The organism is Clostridium sp. N3C (assembly GCF_900095445.1).
GTDB lineage: Bacteria > Bacillota > Clostridia > Clostridiales > Clostridiaceae > Clostridium_AU.
In genome coordinates this window covers 39,261-57,718 of sequence record NZ_FMJL01000022.1, presented here as the reverse complement: position 1 = coordinate 57,718, position 18,458 = coordinate 39,261, and the positions used below count along the sequence as shown (strand labels likewise).

General features: G+C 32.2%; 20 protein-coding genes and 3 riboswitches. Of the genes, 1 reads left to right on the top strand and 19 read right to left on the bottom strand.

Features of this window, described 5'->3' with window-relative positions; all coding sequences use genetic code 11:
- Nucleotides 1-587: 587 nt before the first annotated feature.
- Entirely contained in the window at nucleotides 588-2,690 is a 2,103-nt protein-coding gene (locus tag N3C_RS08095) for a methyl-accepting chemotaxis protein (protein WP_074365528.1), read from the top strand.
- A 174-nt stretch (nucleotides 2,691-2,864) separates the two neighbouring features.
- Here the strand turns inward: N3C_RS08095 and N3C_RS08090 are convergent, their stop codons facing one another.
- The 19 genes from N3C_RS08090 to ribD all read right to left on the bottom strand — a co-directional run bounded on the left by N3C_RS08090 (nucleotide 2,865) and on the right by ribD (nucleotide 18,196).
- Complete coding sequence (locus N3C_RS08090; RefSeq protein ID WP_074365527.1) at nucleotides 2,865-3,671, bottom strand: ATP-binding cassette domain-containing protein; 807 nt, start codon at nucleotides 3,669-3,671, stop codon at nucleotides 2,865-2,867.
- Complete coding sequence (gene cbiQ / locus N3C_RS08085; RefSeq protein ID WP_074365526.1) at nucleotides 3,668-4,456, bottom strand: cobalt ECF transporter T component CbiQ; 789 nt, start codon at nucleotides 4,454-4,456, stop codon at nucleotides 3,668-3,670. Before cbiQ ends, N3C_RS08090 begins: the two co-directional genes overlap by 4 nt.
- On the bottom strand, nucleotides 4,449-4,772 hold the full coding sequence (locus N3C_RS08080) for an energy-coupling factor ABC transporter substrate-binding protein (RefSeq protein WP_074365525.1): 324 nt from the start codon (nucleotides 4,770-4,772) through the stop codon (nucleotides 4,449-4,451). Before N3C_RS08080 ends, cbiQ begins: the two co-directional genes overlap by 8 nt.
- A 3-nt stretch (nucleotides 4,773-4,775) precedes the next feature.
- Entirely contained in the window at nucleotides 4,776-5,516 is a 741-nt protein-coding gene (locus tag N3C_RS08075) for an energy-coupling factor ABC transporter permease (RefSeq protein WP_074365524.1), read from the bottom strand.
- Between the two features lie 287 nt (nucleotides 5,517-5,803).
- Entirely contained in the window at nucleotides 5,804-6,139 is a 336-nt protein-coding gene (locus N3C_RS08070) for a hypothetical protein (protein WP_074365523.1), read from the bottom strand.
- Nucleotides 6,140-6,697 (bottom strand): zf-HC2 domain-containing protein, encoded by a 558-nt coding sequence (locus N3C_RS08065; protein ID WP_074365522.1) that lies wholly within the window; start codon nucleotides 6,695-6,697, stop codon nucleotides 6,140-6,142.
- Nucleotides 6,694-7,179, bottom strand: coding sequence for an RNA polymerase sigma factor (locus N3C_RS08060; protein ID WP_074365521.1), 486 nt, complete (start codon nucleotides 7,177-7,179; stop codon nucleotides 6,694-6,696). Before N3C_RS08060 ends, N3C_RS08065 begins: the two co-directional genes overlap by 4 nt.
- A gap of 194 nt (nucleotides 7,180-7,373) precedes the next feature.
- A complete protein-coding gene (gene thiE / locus N3C_RS08055; RefSeq protein ID WP_074365520.1) occupies nucleotides 7,374-8,006 on the bottom strand; it encodes a thiamine phosphate synthase in 633 nt (210 codons plus the stop codon).
- On the bottom strand, nucleotides 7,990-8,814 hold the full coding sequence (gene thiM / locus N3C_RS08050) for a hydroxyethylthiazole kinase (RefSeq protein WP_074365519.1): 825 nt from the start codon (nucleotides 8,812-8,814) through the stop codon (nucleotides 7,990-7,992). Before thiM ends, thiE begins: the two co-directional genes overlap by 17 nt.
- A 20-nt stretch (nucleotides 8,815-8,834) precedes the next feature.
- Complete coding sequence (gene thiD, locus N3C_RS08045) at nucleotides 8,835-9,635, bottom strand: bifunctional hydroxymethylpyrimidine kinase/phosphomethylpyrimidine kinase (protein WP_074365518.1); 801 nt, start codon at nucleotides 9,633-9,635, stop codon at nucleotides 8,835-8,837.
- A 78-nt stretch (nucleotides 9,636-9,713) separates the two neighbouring features.
- Nucleotides 9,714-9,813: riboswitch (TPP riboswitch) on the bottom strand.
- 87 nt (nucleotides 9,814-9,900) lie between these two features.
- A riboswitch (TPP riboswitch) is annotated at nucleotides 9,901-10,000 on the bottom strand.
- A 98-nt stretch (nucleotides 10,001-10,098) separates the two neighbouring features.
- Nucleotides 10,099-10,746 (bottom strand): hypothetical protein, encoded by a 648-nt coding sequence (locus N3C_RS08040; RefSeq protein WP_074365517.1) that lies wholly within the window; start codon nucleotides 10,744-10,746, stop codon nucleotides 10,099-10,101.
- Between the two features lie 98 nt (nucleotides 10,747-10,844).
- Complete coding sequence (locus N3C_RS08035; protein ID WP_074365516.1) at nucleotides 10,845-11,318, bottom strand: GNAT family N-acetyltransferase; 474 nt, start codon at nucleotides 11,316-11,318, stop codon at nucleotides 10,845-10,847.
- 200 nt (nucleotides 11,319-11,518) lie between these two features.
- On the bottom strand, nucleotides 11,519-12,298 hold the full coding sequence (locus tag N3C_RS08030) for an EFR1 family ferrodoxin (protein WP_074365515.1): 780 nt from the start codon (nucleotides 12,296-12,298) through the stop codon (nucleotides 11,519-11,521).
- Nucleotides 12,299-12,370: 72 nt separating this feature from the next.
- A complete protein-coding gene (locus N3C_RS08025; protein WP_242944064.1) occupies nucleotides 12,371-13,507 on the bottom strand; it encodes a putative ABC transporter permease in 1,137 nt (378 codons plus the stop codon).
- A gap of 335 nt (nucleotides 13,508-13,842) precedes the next feature.
- Nucleotides 13,843-14,415, bottom strand: coding sequence for a GrpB family protein (locus N3C_RS08020; protein WP_074365514.1), 573 nt, complete (start codon nucleotides 14,413-14,415; stop codon nucleotides 13,843-13,845).
- Between the two features lie 311 nt (nucleotides 14,416-14,726).
- Nucleotides 14,727-15,188, bottom strand: coding sequence for a 6,7-dimethyl-8-ribityllumazine synthase (ribH, locus tag N3C_RS08015; protein ID WP_074365513.1), 462 nt, complete (start codon nucleotides 15,186-15,188; stop codon nucleotides 14,727-14,729).
- 23 nt (nucleotides 15,189-15,211) lie between these two features.
- The gene (locus tag N3C_RS08010; RefSeq protein ID WP_074365512.1) at nucleotides 15,212-16,420 is read right to left on the bottom strand and encodes a bifunctional 3,4-dihydroxy-2-butanone-4-phosphate synthase/GTP cyclohydrolase II; all 1,209 of its coding nucleotides are present in this window, start codon (nucleotides 16,418-16,420) and stop codon (nucleotides 15,212-15,214) included.
- A gap of 17 nt (nucleotides 16,421-16,437) precedes the next feature.
- Complete coding sequence (locus N3C_RS08005) at nucleotides 16,438-17,088, bottom strand: riboflavin synthase (RefSeq protein WP_074365511.1); 651 nt, start codon at nucleotides 17,086-17,088, stop codon at nucleotides 16,438-16,440.
- On the bottom strand, nucleotides 17,051-18,196 hold the full coding sequence (gene ribD / locus N3C_RS08000; protein ID WP_074365510.1) for a bifunctional diaminohydroxyphosphoribosylaminopyrimidine deaminase/5-amino-6-(5-phosphoribosylamino)uracil reductase RibD: 1,146 nt from the start codon (nucleotides 18,194-18,196) through the stop codon (nucleotides 17,051-17,053). The genes N3C_RS08005 and ribD overlap by 38 nt, the downstream gene beginning before the upstream one ends.
- A 115-nt stretch (nucleotides 18,197-18,311) precedes the next feature.
- A riboswitch (FMN riboswitch) is annotated at nucleotides 18,312-18,425 on the bottom strand.
- Nucleotides 18,426-18,458: the final 33 nt, after the last annotated feature.

The following is an 18,458-nucleotide window of genomic DNA, read 5'->3' as shown; positions in this document are numbered from 1 at the left end:
ACTTCATTTGGCGAATGTTTGTCAAGGGCAACTGCGGTTAGTTGCAGCTAACTTCAGTTTGTTGGTAGTTTTGAAGCTAGTTTTTCATAAACTTTTTACAGTACCTAATTAAAATAAGGCATAATATAATATAACATATATCAACACAATTTTCAAATAAATTCGCAAATTGTTTTAATTATATTCTATTTTATGACATTTTAAATCAATATAATAGAAAACACTAAGCAAAAATGATTCGCAAAATATTCATAATCAACTAATTATATACTTTCTCAGAAAATTCATGCAAACGAACCTATCTTTAGTACAGGTTTATATGTAGAATACCTGTAAATTCATATTAATATAAAACCTTTTATCAAACATATCTCATAAAGAATGAATTATTTGTCGATGTATCAAAATTAATACCAATATAATTAAAATTATTGTTAAAATTCTAAATTTTTTGTACTAGAATTTAATGGTGCTTAAAAATCTATTAATTTCTATATGGACTGTATTCTCATAAATTATTTTTGAATAGTAGAATTTAGTCATTCTATTGTCACAAGTATTTAGTTATTTTGGAAAGGAGAATTTGTATGAATAACTTGTTTAGTCCTATATCAAAATTAATGGGAAAACTTAAATATGGCAGAAAATTTTTGCTTATTAGTTTACTATTTTTGGTACCTATTGTAGTATTGCTGACTATGTGGATATCCTATCAAGTAAAAAGTATAAAACTGATGAACGAGGAAAGAAAAGGTGTAGAGAAAATAGCAAAAGTTTATCCACTTATTTTACAAGTACAATCCCATCGTGGCCTTGTCAATGGATATAAAAACGGAAATAGGTCTGTAGAAGAAGATATTGAAGAAATTCGTAGAAGTGTAAATGATCAATTTGATTTTATCTATACCCAAATGTTAGATTATCCGCAAGTAAAAAAGCAATTTGAGCTTGCGCAAGACTCATGGGTATCGTTAACTAAAGACATTGATACTATAGATGCACCAAAGAGTTTTGATATGCATTCGGAAATAATTTCACAATTGTTAGAAACTATTAAGTTTATTGCAGATGAATACAATATGACATTGGATTCAGATTTAATCACCTATTACTTGATGCAAATGTATTCAAATAACTTACCTAGTATTACTGAAACTATTGCAATCATAAGAGGAACTGGTAATGGAGTACTATCCAAGGGTTATTCATCAACAGAGGAAATTATTTCACTTAATACATACATGAATTCTTATAAAAAGTTAATGACAGAATTAAACCAATCCTTACTTCGCTTAGGTGTGGACTTTGATAGTGAATTCAATCAATTATCAACTAAGTTAAAAGAAACTGAAGAAAAAGCTTCTCTATATAAAGATACAGTAACCAAAGAAATAATATTAAAATCTAATTACACAATGGATCCTTCAACTTATTTTTCAGAAGGCACCGAAACTATTAATGTTATTCCTTCCACGATGACAGAATTAGAAAAAACCCTTATAAGTGTACTTAAGCAAAATGTAAACGCTTTAACACAACATATGATACTTGTATTTAGTATGATATTAGTGCTAATGTTAATCGTTTTATGCTTATATATTGGATTTTATATAAATGTAATTTCTTCAGTTAAAACATTGCAGCATAGTTCAAAACTTATGGCAGATGGTGAATTTGGCTGCGAAATTATACTAAATACACAAGATGAGTTATTACAAGTTGGTAATGCAATGAACCAAATGAGAATATCAGTTGGAGATATTATAAAAGAGAATCAAGATATTTCTGTTCAAACCCAAGAAGCTTCAAATATACTAAGTATTGTTGCACATGAAGTTTCCCAAACTATGAAACAGGTAGCTGAATCTGTTCAAATTGTGTCAGAAGGAAGTGTAAAACAGTCAGATTCAATTAATGAAACAAATGCAGCCCTCAACGATGTAACAAATGCGGTTAATCACATTGCTAATGCGGCATCAGATCTTGCTCATGTTATGCAAGTAACATCAGAAAATGCTATGACCGGCGGCAATCAATTATTAAAGACCATTGAACAGATGAATAATATAAAAACATCTCAATCAGATAGTTTATCCATTGCAGAAAGTTTAGCAGTATATTCAACAGAAATGGAGGAAGTTATAAATATTATAGTAGATATAGCTTCTAAAACAAAGCTACTTGCATTAAACGCTAATATTGAGGCAGCACGAGCTGGAGAAGCTGGAAGAGGCTTTGCTGTTGTAGCAAATGAAGTTGGTAAGTTAGCTGAACAGACATCTAAGTCAGTTAATATAATTTCTACAAGATTAAGTGAAATGATAAATCTTATTCAAAAAAATGTGGATGTTATAAACCACATGAGTAAAGAAACAGATTTAGGACTACAAGCAATAGACAATACGAAGATAACAATAGAACAAATATTTGATGATATTCGACTAGCTTCAGGGCAAATCCAAGAAGTTTCATCTACTACACAAGAAATATCTGCTGAAATGGAAGAAATGGCTGCAACAATGTCAGAAATTAGTAATTTTTCGAATACAAGTAGTCAAGAAGCAGTAAATATGGCAACAGCTACAGAGGAACAGTTAGCAACAATAGAGCAAATAGAGGAATCTGCACAAAACTTAAGAGTATTATCTAATAAACTAAAAGAACAGCTAAATAAAATTAAAGTATCATAGGAATTATGTGTACTATAAAAGACATTGTAATTATACGAAGACCATTTCAGATAATATTTATCTGAAATGGTTTTATTCCCATCAATAAGAAAGTATAGCTGTTTGCTTCATGGTATTAGTATTTGCAAAATATCAATATTTTATGATAGTATTGCCTTTAAAGCTTTTCTAGCTTTAAATAGTTAAAGGTAAACCCTCTATCTCAAACCCATCCTTTTCCTTTAAAACTTCCATCATATGGCCTATATGTGGCAATCGTAAGTTAACCCTTCGGATGGTGTCTTTATCTGAAAAAATCTCCTCCGGTGTACCATGAGTAACTATTTTACCTTCATGCATTACAAATACCTTATCACATAAAATAGGAACCATATCTATATCGTGAGTAGATATAATTATTGATATACCAAGCTCCTGCTGCATTTCCTTTAAAAAAGTCATTATTTCCTCAGCTCCCTTTGGATCTAGACCTGCTGTAGGTTCATCCAATATAATAACTTTAGGTTCCATAGCTATAACTCCAGCAATTGCAACTCTTTTTTTTTGTCCAAAACTCAATGCATGAGTTGGTTTATCTTTTAAGTTAGAAATACCAGTTCTATTAATTGCATAATTTACTCTTTTTCTTACTTCTTCTTCAGGAAGCCTTAAATTAATTACACCAAAGGACACGTCTTGATACACGCTAGCTGAAAAAAGCTGATTATCTGGATCTTGAAATACAATTCCAATGGATTTTCTCAAATTAATAAGACCTTTTCTAGAATAATCTATAGGTTTACCCTGAAAAAAAATTTGGCCTTTGGAAGGTTTAAGTATGCCATTAAGAGTATGAAATAATGTGGATTTGCCAGCTCCATTACCCCCGAGAATTGCCGTTATTTCCCCAGCTTTAACCTTCATATTCACATCACATAAAGCTTTAGTGCCATCAGGATAAGTAAAGCTAATAGAATGTACCTCTAAAATATAATCCTTCATAAAATAAGCCCCCTTCCTTCGGTAATCATAACTATCATTATCAATAAAATATTAATAATTATAGTATAAAAATAAAGCTTTTTACTGCTTTTATATTCCTCATCTAAAACATTCAATTCCCCATCATAGCCTCTAGATTCTAAGGCTATATAAAGCTCCTTTGCTCTTTTATATGAACGAATAAATAAAGTAGATATAAGAGTTCCTAAAGATTGATATGCAGTGGATAAATTTATATATCCCAATCTTGAATTTTGTGCTATAAAGATGATTTCAGCTGTATTCATTATTATAAAAATAAATTTATATGTAAGTGCTGTCATTTCTAATATTAATTTTGGCGCCTTAAGTTTTCTAAGGGTCGATAATAAATCAATAAAAGGTGTGCTTAAGGATATAAAATATAAACAAGAAACAGATGATATAACCTTAAAAATTAGATGCAAAGCTTTAAAAAATCCTGATTTAGAACACCCTATAAAAAATTTTCCTACTCTAAAAAACCAAAAAAATTTTTCTGGATTTTCAGATATATTTATTACAATAGTTATTACACTTATAAACAAGAATCCCATAGGTATAAGTAGAAACTTAAAATATTTTTTTATAGGAATACCACCGTAATATACGGTGGTATAAAGCATAATAGAAAAAATAATAATAGAAATAAATACATTATCTGCCCATAATCCAACTACTAAAGTTAACAATGAAAATATTAGTTTTTCCATTGGTTGTATACATCTAAGCTTGGAACTATAGGCGTATTTATCCATGCTAATCATTTTCTGCATCCTTTACTTTACGACCTTTAAAAAATCCTAAACCATATCCAATTATTCCCGCACCAATAGAAGCTTGAAGGGCAAAAAGCAAGCTTTCAATTTCACCGCTAGCTGGTTCAAAGATTGGAGAAAACCATGGTTTGTACTGTGAATTTATTTCTGTTATTGCATCTCGTGCTACTACATCAGCACCTTCAAATTCAGCATCCTTAATAATGTAAAGAGGAATTGCAGTTAGAAATATCACTATTAACATTAGTATGATATTTACTTTGAAAAATCTTTTATTTTTATGCTTAATTATCGAACTTTCCACAAATTAGCCCTCCCTTGTCAATAGATTCAAATCTTTCAACTCATCTTTACCATAAGAAGAAAGTACATTAAAAATTATAACAGTAAGAATGCCTTCAGTAATTGCTAAAGGTATTTGTGTTACTGCAAATATACCCATAAACTTAGATAAAGAAGCTATAAATCCTCCTACTTCTGATGGAAAGGCTAAAGCAAGCTGTATTGAAGTTACCACATAGCTAGCAAGATTACCTATGGCAGCTGCTAGAAAAACACTTAACCATTGAGGTCCTTTAAACCTTTGAACTAACTTATAAACTCCATAAGAAACAAAAGGTCCTACTACTGCCATAGAAAAAGTATTAGCTCCCAATGTTGTTAACCCTCCATGGGCTAGTAGTAAAGACTGAAATAAAAGCACTATTAATCCGAAAACAGACATAGCTGTAGGTCCAAACAATATAGCACCAAAACCTATACCTGTAGGATGGGAGCAACTTCCTGTTACTGAAGGAATTTTAAGGGCTGAAAGCACAAAAGAAAAGGCTCCTGCCATAGCAAGTATAATTTTTAAAGTTGGTTTTTCAGTAATAGTCTTTTTTATAGAAAAAAAACCTAATAGAATGAAAGGAATAGTAATTGCTCCCCAAGCTATACACCATGCTGGCTGTAAGAAACCTTCCATAATATGCATAGCTGAAACATTAATGGGCATTAAAAGAAACATAAGCCCAAGTCCAACAGCTAGTTGAACTTTTTTTGACATTTAATCCCCTCCTCAACATATAAAATATTTTTCTAAATTTTTAATAAATAGTCAATCTGAATCCTATAAGCGGTATATTATTTAACTTTAATGTCATATTATGTCAGTATTGTATTGATAGTATATCATTGTTTCAATTAATAATCAATTTATAAATTTAAATAATAAAATAAAACAACTAGGATACTTAATCCAAGTTGTTTTATAATATATCTTTTAGATTATACCTCTCTTTTATTAAGTAATATTAGTAAAATTAACTCACACTCAAAGCCTTCTCTAGTTTATTATTTTTTTACTTTATAATGTTTAATTAAGTTTACAAGCACTAACAGAGCCATATATAGTAGAATAGTAAGTAAAAATATTGCAGATAAATTCTTGGTAACATTAAAAATCTTCTTTGTAAATCCTGTTACAATTAAATGTGCTAATATATAGGTTGATGATAATAAGAAAATTTTTGATATAGAATTAAACACCTTTCTATTGCCATGAAATATCAACATAATTACTCCACAAATAATAGAAAGTATTAGAGCAATAAAGGCGTAAAAACTAAGACTTAGTCTTGGTAATGTCTTAACTCCACCATCCGGATGCAAATCCTTACCGTAGATCAATCAGTCTTCACTTCCATAGGCCTGATAAAAATAAACAGCAACAATCTTTTCACCATTTGGATTTAAGATTATGTTATTTTTATTAGATTTTTTTATATATCTATTCCATATGCTATCCCATGTAGTAATGTGATATTCATAAGCAGTACTATCTTCTGTTAGCTGTTTGTCAATACTATATCCATATACATTGTCACCAAACTCAGCCATCAGCAAGCCATTTTCAACTTCATATATACTTACACTGCTATCTTCATAGTAATGATACTCTGGCGAAGTTAAGTAGAGCATTGTTATAGCAAAAATAATAACAGCAATCAAAGCTGAAAGAATCACTGCCTGAATTATCTTTTTCCGTAAGTTTGATTTAATCTTTAATAAAGGAGAACTGTCGCTATATGCTGGTATTGGATAACCGCTTTCCATTTCCTTTAGATTAGTTTTACATTCCTGACATTGCTCAATATGTTCCTCAACTATAGAAACTGAATCATCACTGAGCATATTTTCTACATATAGAGGTAAAAGATCCTTAATAACCTCACAGGTAATCTTCATTTATTTTCCCTCATTTCTTTTATTATTTTACTCCTAGCTCTATGAAAAGTAACACAAGCCCAATTTTCCGTTTTCCCAAATAAACTACCAATCTGCTTAAAGCTTAATTCTCCAAAAACACGTAGAGAAAATACCTCCTTATATGGCTCAGATAGTTTATGGACAATCTTATGAACTTTCATAGACTCTTCCGATGAAAGCATAAATTTTTCTATATCAAAATCAGCTCTTCTTTCCCTTACTGAATCTAGATTTATCAAATCTTTTTGCTTTCTTATGTATGAATAATAAGAGTTCTTGGCAATTTGAAATATCCATACCTTGATATCACAATTGCCTTTAAAGTTTTCAATGGATTTCATTACTTTTACAAAGGTCTCAGAGGTCAAATCTTCTGCTAGATCCTTGTCCTTTGATAGACCATATATGAATAAGTAGACATCTTTAAAGTAGTTATTGTAAATTTCCTCGAGCTCAATCACTTTTTCATCTTCTATATATAAGACACAGATGGATTAATAATCTTACAATAAATTTTAAAAAAATTACGAATAAAATCAAACCTTGAGTAATATTTGATAAAAAATAAGGGTTCAATTACATTGTATGCTCCTATAAATAAGCAAGAGAAAAACAATGTATTCAACCCTTATATAAGCATTATAATAACTTTTATCTATTTCAATTTTTTTATTTCATTAATAAAATCTACCGCCGCTGACTTTATATCTGGCTTGGCAATTATAGCAGACACTACTGCAAAACCATCTATATCTATGCCTTTAAAATGTCTTATAGTATTCTTATTTATTCCTCCAATTACTACAATAGGAATAGGTACTTGCTTTCTTATTTCCAGCAAATTCTCTATAGATACAACACTTGCATCTTCCTTTGTATTTGTGGGGAACATAGCTCCAACTCCAAGGTAATCAGCACCATCATTGTAGGCCTTCATAGATTCTTCAAGATTAGAGGTTGATACCCCAAGAATTTTATTCTCCCCTATTAACTTTCTTGCAACTTTTACTGGCAGGTCTTCTTGTCCAATATGTACTCCTGCAGCATCAACAGCTAAGGCTATATCTATTCGATCATTAATAATTAAGGGTATCCTATATCTATCGGTAAGCTCTTTAATTTTTTTAGCTATTTCATAAAATTCTAGTGTAGAGCACTTTTTTTCTCTAAGCTGTATCAAAGTACACCCACCTAAAATAGCTTCTTCCACAGCATCTTCTAATTTTTCACTACTCATAAACTCTCTATCTGTTACTAGGTAAAGAGTATAATCAATATTTCTCTTCATCTATCTTCACCCTTTCTAAGAAATATGTACTGTTCATATGCGATAAAGCATCTATTATATTATTGCGAAAACTTCCTGTTCCCAATCTTCCTGCTTTTTCATAGGCAAACTCGCCAGCAATGCCCATAGCAGCAATTCCAGCCACTGTTGCTGCATAAAAATCTTTAGTAACTCCACAAAAACTAGCCACAAGGGCAGAGGTCATACAGCCTGTACCCGTTACTTTAGAAAGAAGCTTATGCCCATTTGCTACCTTAACATATCTATTACCATCAGAAATAATATCTATTTTCCCAGTAATTCCTACAATAGAAGAGTATCTATCGCAAACTAATTTAGCAATATCAAGAGCATTATACTTTTCATCTGATTCAGAGGCATCAACTCCCTTAGTAGAAACCCCAAAGCCTGCTATAAAGGAAAGTTCTGATAAGTTTCCTCTAATAACATCTATTTTTACTTGTGAGAGAAGTTCCTCTACTGCTTTATTTCTAAGAGTGGAAGCACCTGCACCAACAGGATCTAAAACTACAGGAATATTGATTTCATTAGCTTTTTTGGCTGCCTTAATCATTGAAGTTATAGTTCTTTGGTTTAAGGTCCCTATATTAATTACAAGTGCAGAGGACATAGAAGCAATTTCCTCCACTTCAGCAATATCATCTGCCATAATAGGAGAAGCTCCAATGGCTAAAACTGCATTGGCACAATCATTTACTGTTACATAGTTAGTAATATTGTGAATCAAGGGATTCTTTTTCCTGATTTCATTAAAGAAAGCTGCACAAGTATTTATAACTGTATTCATATTAAACCTCCTTCACTATCTTAAATTTTTAAACCATTCTTATATAGATTATAAAAATGATGTGTTGGCCCATGACCTTTTCCTATGTTTAAGGAATGCTCAATAGCTCCTGTTATGTATCTCTTAGCCTTTTCCACTGCTTCATACATAGTCATACCAAGAGCAAGATTGGAAGCAATAGCTGAAGAAAGAGTACATCCTGTTCCATGGGTGTTTTTGGTGTTAATTCTCTGGCCTTCAAAAGAATAAAATTCCTTACCATTATATAGAATATCTAAGGCACTGCCAGCAGCATGTCCACCTTTTATTAGAACATTTTTGCAACCCATAATATGAATAATTTTTGCTGCACTTCTCATATCTTCTACATCGCATATTTTTATCTTCGCAATCCTCTCTGCTTCTGGAATATTAGGAGTTAGCACATCGGCATAAGGTAATACTTCCATTATCAAAGTGTTTATGGAAGTAGGGTCCATAAGAGGGCAACCATTTTTTGCATACATAACAGGGTCAATTACAATATTCTTTGGCTTATATTGCTGTAACTTTTTTGATACTGTCTTCATACAAGCTTCTGTAGATAGCATACCAATTTTTACAGCATCAACTTCAATGTCCTCAAATATTGCATCAATCTGTTTTTCAATCATATCGGGAGTAACGTCCTGTATATCTAGTACTCTGCTTGTGTTTTCTGCTACCACTGAAACAATAACACTCATACCATAAACTCCATGAGCAGAAAAGGTCTTTAGATCCGCCTGTATTCCAGCACCACCACTGCAATCGGAACCGGCAATAGTTAGAACTGTCTTCATAAAAACCTCCTTTTATTTTTCTATATAATAAAAATTAGGGCACTGCCACCATAGGTAGAAGCGCCCTAATCATACACAAGTAGTATATAATTTGCTTCCCTACGCTGGTATTAACCAACAGGTTCAAAGGGTCAGGTTTTACCTTCTCAACTACTTTGTAGTCCCCCCGCAAATTTTAATCATATTTAATTTTTCATAATCAAAAACTTTACTAAATAATAAAAGGTGCTTTCCCACACAGAGAAGCACCCTAATCATATACTAATATCATACATGATTTGCTTCCCTACGCTGGTATTAACCAACAGGTTCAAAGGGTCAGGTTTTACCTTCTCAACCACTGCGTGGTCCCCCCGCAAACACTAATTGTGAATAATTATATATTTTTCAAGTAATTTAGTCAAGTTTAAGTTACTAATAAATTTTATAGCTGTAATTTCATAGACTATCTTCAAGCTCTAAATCAAATCCTCCAAAATACTTCATTAGGTAATCTAAGTAAATTTCCCTCAAATTTATCTTTTACCTTACCAGTATTCAAATCTCTTATTATCACATTTTCATGATAGTCAGGATCCTCATACCATTCAGAAAAATATAGATCTTCACCATGTCGAAATATTATAGTTTCCCTATCTCCTATCTCTATCTTTTTTCTTTCCGGCCATATAATCTCAAAGAATCCATTATTACCGGATCTGCATAGCATTAGCGGTGTTGTCTCTAGCCTAAGATTATAACAATCTTCCACTACATCTAATGGCAATTCTTTAATGCTCTCAAGTCTTCTTTCTTCTGGAAAATAGCAATGAATTTGAATTAGATTCATACTGAAATCGACACTTAAAAAATATATCTTCCCATTGTCCCATATTGGACTCTCTACATATAAGTTTTCTCTAAGTTTAAAAGGGCTATGGAGAGTTCCTTCTGGAAAATGAATCAAATGACAATTCATACCCCCAAAGATTTTACTGACTTTATAAATTTCCTCCGCCTCATATAAATCACAAAAGTTATCTTTCCCCTCTTTACAAAAATACCATTCTGTGGTGCCTTCTATCCCTTCTGGATAACAACCTGTTAATCCTTCTATTTTGATTATATTCATATTTCCTCTCCTTTAATGTTTTACTATAGTTATTCAAATACCAACTAATACCACTACAATGGAATGACAAAATAAGTGATATAAACTTTTAACATTTTTCAATCCTTCCACTTGTGAGCTTTATGAATATACATACGGCTCATATGCTCTTCTCCATCTCCTCTAACCATACACAAAAATACCCAACCATATCTCTCATAAAAACCAGTATGATCAGTAATTAGATACAAGGTATCAATTCCTTTTGACTTCATATCTTCACAGACAAAATTTAAAAGCTGTCCGGCAATACCCTTACAACGATAATCTTCTTCTACATATACTGCACAAACGTTAGGGGTAAGGTCTTTTCTGTCATGAAAATCATTTTCTATTACACCTAAACCACCTACTATTTTGTCATTATGTAAGCATAAATACCAGGCAGGAACAATAGTATTATCCTTTAAAGACTCTTCAATACTTTCTTTATAAGCCTCCAGTGGAATTCCCCACTTATGATGAAACCACTCTGCCCCAATGACTTTTAGTTCTGGTTTATCACTTATTCGAATTATTTCATATTCATTCATTTATAGATCTCCTCATAATTAATCTTCTGCCAATTATATTACTTTGTATATTAAGTTTATGTAACTAACTGACTAACCTTACTTAATTTAAGACTTAACTTTACTAGAAACCCTTGATATATTCATACATATCAAGGGTTAAATTTAGTAGCTATTTTCCTCTCCTTATTAAGAAGATTTACATATAATTTTCCTATCAGTTATAATTTTACTTTCCTAAGAGGCACATAATTTTTCAAAAGGTACCTTGGTTTTCCCTGAGTTTTATTTCCATATTCTATTGCTTTTTTAGGACATTTAGAAATACAAGCCATGCAATGAGTACAGCTACCTCCCCATTTAGGTCTTTTATCCACAAGTTCAATATTATTTAAGGGACAAACCTTTTTGCAAATTCCACATCCTACACAGGACTCTGTAGAATAAAAATCCTTTGCTACTAGTTTATACTTTGTCCACAACGGCGCAAAAGGAGTAATAATTAAAATTTCAAAAAGCCATACATGACGGGATTTGAGCTTCTTTTCATTCTTTATAGCTTTAACAACTTCCTTAACTTTTGCAGTGGATTTTGAAATTTTTGAATGAATTAATTCTTCACTATCCATTTCATATCTATCATTAGCAACATAATTTCTTGGCATAACAAAATCTGCACAACCTAAGAATTTCAAATTTTTCTTCCTTGCAAAGAATTTTCCTTGAACCTTTGCACTACCACAATAACCTCCACTGGTAACAACAAAGTATACTTTATTATTTCCCTGAAATTCTATTGACTTTAAGTACTTCATTAAAAATATGGGCAATGCACAAACATATATAGGAGCACAAATTACATATGTTTTTTCTGAATATAATGGAGATGTATCATTAGTCCTAATTTTATCAAATAAATCTACACATTCATCCCCCAATCCTTCAGCAATCATTTTTGCTATATATTCTGTGTTCCCTGTACCTGAGAAGTATAATACCATCTTTTGAACCTCCATTTTCTAGCATAAGCTCTATTTTATCTATAAATATACTTTATATTAATCAAAATAACTTTAACGTCTTAATCCCAATCGTTTATTCAAACGAATGGTCTCAATAAGGGCACAATATTTATCTGCAATACACACGATTAATGCTACTTTGCTTTTAGGAATCTTTGTAATATTCAGTGGCCACATATGACTTCGTATAGCTTCCTGTTCTTTTTCAGATATACCAAAATGTTTTATTGCATTATTACAAGCAATTTCAGGGTGATCAAAACCATGGGTTTTACGTGAAGGCTCACCATTATGCCAATCATAAAGGAATAAATCATGAAGCATAGCCACTTCTATAAGTTCCTTTTCATCAGCATTCAGATGTAATTTTTCATTAATTAGATAACTAATCCAAGCTACATTTTCACAATGCTCTAAGGTGGTAGTTGTGCCATGCTGAATATACTGGTCCATCTCTTGTACTACATCAGATTCAAAGTATTCTTTAATCAACTCTTCAAAGCGCTTTTCACTAAGTTGTTTTGCAATTCGATTCTTACGATCTGAAAGCTTGAAAACCCTAATTCGCCGAATTACTTTATTATAAAAAGAATTTTGATTCTTAAGAATTTGATCAACTATATCTGTCATATGATTTTGGAAGCCTTCATCTATAGCAGCAACCTGTTTGTGAAAATCCGTTAGGGTTGATATTGTCAATGTGGCATCCATAGACACAATTGCAACAAGTAAAAGAGCTAAAATATTTAATAAAACTTCTGGTAAGAAGCTTAATGCTGCATAGGTCAAAGGTATCAACACTTTCATCAACAGTATAGCAGCAAGACCAAAGGCAATAGATGTAGGTATGCTTGTCCTACCCTTGATATTTAAAGGAACATCACTGTAATCCCACCATCGTGCCTTGAACCATTTTTCAAGAGCCCAGGATGTAGGATATTCTAAAACCATGCTTACAATAAAACCAAGAATAAATATTTTCCACCATTGCATATTAGGTATATGTCCAGCTTTTATCAAGTCATATAATAAAAAGCCCAGTATTGATCCACTACCATAAATTGGACAAATAGGGCCATAAAGAAATCCTCGATTAGCCCACTTATGATTGCATATGGTACAGTATATACTTTCCCAAATCCATCCAAGAAGACTAAAAATGAAAAATGCAACAATATATCTATTCAAAATAGCAACTCCCCTTCATAATCATAATTGAAATAAAGCAGCAAATTTAAATTGGATATTGATTATATTCATTCTGTATTTTATTTAGATCAAAAGTACTTTTTAGTCTTTCGCAGCAAAATTTGATTTCAGCCACATCACCGATTTCTTCAAGGCCTCTATAGTCTTTATTTCTAAAACACAATTAACATTACATTCCTTAAGTATATTTAATAGATCTATAAAATCAATCTCACCCTCTCCAAGAGCAAGATGATTCTTAGGCTTCTCTTCTTTTCCATGATGAATATAAAAATGTTTTAGTTTATCACTATTGCATAATGTTTATTCCACCTCTATTTTCTGTGAATGTATTTTCCACGCCCATATTTTTCTATCGCTATTTGAGTATATTTTTTCACAAAATCAGTTTTCATCTTTGTATATCCGTCACGGTTATATTCAAAGGGTTTCCATAGGGAAAGCTTGAGATTTTCATACTCCTTTGCTACTTCTAGGTTTTCCTTTAGATAATCCCGAAAATACAACTCCTCATTGTCACCAAAATCTCTTAAGTGAAGATGAAAAACTCGCTGTGCAAACCCATTCGGCGTATATCCTTTGTTAAAGTCCATGCGGTTTTTGCCTTGATTCATGCAAAGATACCCATTGTTAATCAAAAGTTGGTAAATTTTTTGATGTTCTATAAGGCTGGCTTCTAGTAAAATATCAATAATAGGTTTAGCCCAGATTCCATCTATAGATGTGCTTCCAATGTGATAAATTTGAACATTCTTAGGTAAAAAGGATGTCAAAAATTCTTCTTCCTCCATATACCAATACTTCCAATATGTCTTGTGTTCTGTCAATTTAATAGGAAATAGCCGCCAAAGTTCTTCAAGTGTCATTTCCCACAGGGGCTTGGACATTCAAATAACCTCCCCTTTATCAATAATTATAAAGTTATATAAATTATTGTATTATGGAAAATAGTATAACGTCAATAATAGAATCTTGCATAAACTCTAAAGACTTTCTAGATATTACGTCACTCTATTAGTAAAAGCATCTACCGCTGCTGAAATTAATAACATTAGTGCTATAGGTCATAATAGAAATAACTACAGGAAGGAATACTTCCAATGAAAATTTTATTAGTTTAATTAAATTATAAAGGACAGGCGTTCTAAATAAATGCCTGTCCAACTAACGTTAAATAAGCTTATTTTAAATCAACTTCTTAAAGTTTTCTAAGTAAATTTGACATTTCAATAGCTGTAACAGCTGCATCATATCCCTTATTTCCAGCCTTTGTACCTGCTCTTTCTATAGCCTGCTCAATTGTATCAGTAGTAAGAACTCCAAAAATCACCGGGATATGATTTTCAAGTGATACTTTTGCTATACCCTTTGATACTTCTGCTGCTACATAATCAAAGTGAGGTGTAGCTCCTCTTATAACCGCCCCAAGACAAATAACTGCATCATATTTATTTGACTTAACCATCTTCTCAGCCACCAATGGAATTTCAAAAGCTCCTGGAACCCAGGCTATTTCAATGTCATCTTTCTCTGCTCCATGTCTCACTAACCCATCTATAGCACCTTCTAAAAGTTTAGCACTTATGAACTCATTAAATCTTCCTACTATAATACCAAATCTTAAATCTTTTGCTATTAAATCTCCTTCAAAAACTTTCATTTTTTACCTCCATATTTAACTTATTATTCATCTTTAAAATAAAGAATATGACCTAGTTTTTCCTTCTTTGTTTTTAGATAATATTCATTTTTTTCATTGAAATTGACCTGTAAAGGCTCCCTACTTACAATCTCTATTCCATATCCAGAAAGGCCAGCGATTTTCTTTGGATTGTTAGTCATAAGCCTTGCTTTTTTGACACCAAGATCTGCAAGAATCTGAGCTCCTATTCCATAATCTCTTAAGTCTGCTGGAAAACCTAGAGCCAAGTTAGCTTCAACGGTATCCATACCTTGATCCTGTAAGGTATAGGCTTTAATCTTATTAATAAGACCTATTCCTCTACCTTCCTGCCTCATATATAAAAGAACACCTCTTCCCTCTTCTTCTATCTTCTTCAGAGCAGCTGCAAGCTGGTATCCACAATCACACCTTAAAGAACCAAAGGCATCTCCTGTAAGGCATTCTGAGTGAACTCTTATAAGAACGGGGTCACCAACTGAAACTTCTCCTTTTACAAGAGCTACATGGTGTTCTCCACTTAAGGTATTTATATATCCTATCATTTTAAACTCTCCATATTTTGTAGGTAATTTAGCTTCTGCTACCCTTTTTATATGTGTTTCATATTTCCTTCTATATGCAATCAAATCTGCTATAGTAATTATTTTCATATCATGTTTTTTTACAATTTCCATAAGTTGTGGAACCCTAGCCATAGTTCCATCTTCATTCATTATTTCACAAATAACACCTGCAGGATATAAACCTGCTAACTTGGCCAAATCTACCGCTGCTTCCGTATGCCCTGCTCTTTTTAAAACACCACCTTCTTTAGCTTCCAAAGGGAACATATGGCCAGGCCTTCTAAAATCTGATTCTTTTGCATTAGGATCCAGAACCTTAAGTATAGTAGTGGCTCTATCATAAGCTGATATCCCCGTTGTTGTTTCCTTAGCATCAATTGATACAGTGAAAGCTGTATGATGTGAATCTGTATTTTTTTCTACCATGGATAAAATATTTAGTTCTTCTAATCTATCCCTTATAATAGGCAAACATATAAGCCCTCTTCCATATTTGGCCATAAAGTTAATAGCTTCTGGGCTTACTTTCTCAGCAGCCATTAAAAAATCTCCTTCATTTTCCCTATCCTCATCATCCACTACAACTATAATCTTACCTTTTTTTATGTCTTCTATGGCTTCTTCTATGGTGTTAAACTTATTCATCCTCATCCCCACTTTCTTTATATAAATCCATGTTCAGCTAAAAAATTCAGATCTATTTCCTTTTTATCTACTACTACATCTTTGCTTCTAAGGAACTTTTCAATATATTTCCCAAGTATATCGCACTCTAAGTTGACCTTGTCTCCAGCTTTCTTTTTTAGTAAGTTAGTCATAGCCTTAGTGTGAGGAATAATAGAAACCTTAAATCTAAGATCATCCACATATGCTACAGTAAGACTTACTCCATCAATTGCAATAGAACCTTTTTCTACAATATACCTCAATATTGCAGGTGAAGTTTTAACTGTAATCCATACTGCATTATCCTCTTTCATGAACTCTTCAATGGTTCCCATACCATCAATATGTCCGCTAACAATGTGTCCTCCTAATCTATCCCCTAATCTTAAAGCTCTTTCAAGATTTACTTCATCTCCAGGTAGACAAAATTCCAAATTGCTTCTCCTAATTGTCTCTGCCATGATATCTACAGTAAAGCTATTGCTATTAAAAGAGGTTACAGTAAGACATACACCATTAGTGCTTATACTATCACCTATCTTTATTCCTTCTAAAACCTTTCTTGCTTTAATGGTTATTCTAGAAGATTTTTCTGACTTTGCTACAGACTCAACTATTCCTATCTCCTCCACCAAACCCGTAAACATTATTCCTTCCCTCCTTTCTAATGTATCCTTCTATCATTATGTCTTTCCCAAATAACTGAACATTCACATTGTGAAGTGCTATTGCATCTTTTATATGTGCAATGCCTAATCCTCCTACTGGTGTTTTAGCAGTATTTCCACCAATAATTTTGGGCGCAATAAATACATTTACCTTATCAACTATTCCTTCTTCTAAGGCACTATAATTTAATTGACTGCCACCTTCAAGCAAAATGCTATCAATCTTTCTAGCAGCTAGCTCTTTCATAAGAAAAGTTAAGTCAACTCTTTCCTTTTTACATGGTGTTATAATTACCTCAGCTCCTTTTTCTTTAAGAATTCTTATTTTTTCCTTATTAGCTTTCTCAGTCACTGCTATAATGGTTTTAGCTTCTGATTCAAGATTTAATACCCTTGCATCAAGAGGAATTCGGGCATTGCTGTCTACAATTATTCTTGTTGGATCGCAGCCCTTGCTATCACCTAATCTAGTGGTTAAATATGGATTATCCACAAGTATCGTTCCAATTCCAACCATAAGGCCAGACATCCTATGCCTCAATGTATGTACATATTTCCTTGAAAGCTCTCCCGTAATCCATTTTGATTCATTTTTGCAAGTTGCAATTTTCCCATCAAGAGTCATTGCTGTTTTCATTATTACAAAGGGTAACTTAGTGGTTATATATTTAAGAAATATTTCATTTAATTTCCTAACCTCATCCTCAAGTACACCTACAGTTACTTCTATACCAGCTTCTTGCAAGATTTTAATTCCTTTTCCTGCTACCAAAGTGTTAGGGTCCTTAAGACCTATAACTACTTTTTTTATTCCTTTATCAACAATAGCTTTAGCACAGGGGGGTGTTTTACCGTAATGTGAGCAAGGTTCTAAAGTAACATACATAGTAGCACCTTTAACATCCTCAGTAGCATTTAAAAAAGCATTGATCTCTGCATGATTATCACCATAAACTTTATGATAACCTTCTCCAATAATTCTGCCTTCTTTTACTATAACAGCCCCTACTAATGGATTTGGATTGGTATATCCTATTCCTTTTTTTGCTAGTTCTAAGGCCCTTTTCATATAATCCATATTAAACATCACTCCAATATTAGATAAATAAAAAACCCTGAGATAAATCTCAGGGTAAAAACACAGAAAATTTTTTCTTGTCTATAAGTATTACGACAAAAAATACCTATAAATCAAGAATAACAATTATCTTCTCCCATCCAGACTATACTGTCGGCTTCGGACTTTCACCGAATCAACCTTACGGCTCGCGGGCTATACCGCCGGTAGGGACTTGCACCCTGCCCTGAAGATATAAATTATATTATATTAAATTTTACATGTTAAACTT